General features: G+C 40.2%; 1 protein-coding gene. It reads left to right on the forward strand.

Features of this window, described 5'->3' with window-relative positions:
- On the forward strand, positions 1-1,429 hold a 1,429-nt coding region (locus QUB61_RS39365; RefSeq protein ID WP_333136889.1), incomplete at its 5' end, for a replication initiation factor domain-containing protein.
- Positions 1,430-1,519: the final 90 nt, after the last annotated feature.

The following is a 1,519-nucleotide window of genomic DNA, read 5'->3' on the forward strand; positions in this document are numbered from 1 at the left end:
AAGGTTTCATCCTATTTTACCTTTTTTTGTCTACCCCCTTGACAATTTGCACTTTTTCTTAACTTGTCACAAATGTCGCTTTTTTAAATATGCGTCATCCTTTCTTAGCTTTGCTTCTTTCTGTCGCTTCTTTTTACTTACCTGTTCGCTTGTTCAAATCTTATTAACTTTTATGGCTCCTTTACCTCGAAGCATTAGCATTGATTGGCTGCGTTTTCAAGTTTCCTCTTACCATCCTTCAATGCTGCGTCAAATTCAGCGCACACTAGATTTACCATTTGAACGTAAGTTGCATCAGCTTGCGGATGTTAGAGATACTAATTTTTTAGCTCTTAACAAACTTTGGCATGAGGTTTATGAGTTCCAAGGTTCTTTAATTGGTACTCGTTACCCTGATTCGGGCAATGACGATATGCCTTATAAACACTTTGTAGACCTTAATGGGGGTGCTTTGGCTGGTGTTGGTTTCGATAAAGTGATTGCCCTATTAGGTTTTTGTCAGTCTGAGGAGGAATTTATCGCTAATAGAATCGACATTGCTTTAGATTTTAATCCTGGGGAGCCTCGCTTGTCTGCTCGTAGCTGGGAATCATTTTTAGAGGACAATCTGCTTAGTGGTTATCGTTTGGTGCGTCGGGTGTCTAATTGCGGGCGTACTCGTACTAATAGACCCGGTGCTACTGTTTATTTAGGCTCGCGTGAGTCTGAGCGATTTGTCAGAATTTATGACAAGGTGATTGAGGGCAAGCACTACGATCGCCTAGAAATTGAGTTCAAGCGTTCCCGCGCTCTTTGGATTATGCAGGAGATTGCTAAATCTACAGTGCAGGAGGTTCCTCGATTTCTGAATGGTGTTGTTTGCAGTCAAATTAACTTTAAGACGCGCTCTGAAGATACTTGCTTTTTTGATGGTTATAAATCCGGGCCCGTTGATGTTCCTGCCCCTAGACTTCATTTAGATATTGAGCGTTCTGTTGCTTTTATGGAGAAACAATGTGCTACTTTTGCGATGGTAGAAGAATATATGGGTTCAGAAAAATTTGACAAATTTATGAGGACGCTTTTAGCTGCTGGTAAACTTCGGATGAAGCCACGGCACAGGACAATACTAGACAATGCTAGACAACTCCTAGGGGTTGCTGCTTCTTGTATGCTAATTTTTCTTTGGCAGACACCTAATGTTCTGGCTGGGGGTTTAAGTTGCCCTGCTCCTGTCCCTCTTAGCTTTGAAATAAAGCAAAAGTTCCCCATAGATATAGTCAATCCTTCACCATCTGAAGAAGCATATTTTAATAATGCTGGCGACGGTTGTTTTAAGATTAATTCTGGTCTTGATTTTGAAACTCTTTGCCTCCCTGGGATGATTGTTAATGCGATACAGCCTTTTATTATTATTAGTTTGGGTATAAAGTTTATTATGGGTAGTTAAAAATATGTTTTTTCGTAATTGCTCAACTAGGGGAAAAAAGGGAGCCATCAGTAGAGAGAGCTTGTTGAATGGATTGATAAGCAGTTAAAC

This window comes from Microcoleus sp. C2D2 (assembly GCF_036702495.1).
Taxonomy (GTDB): domain Bacteria; phylum Cyanobacteriota; class Cyanobacteriia; order Cyanobacteriales; family Microcoleaceae; genus Microcoleus.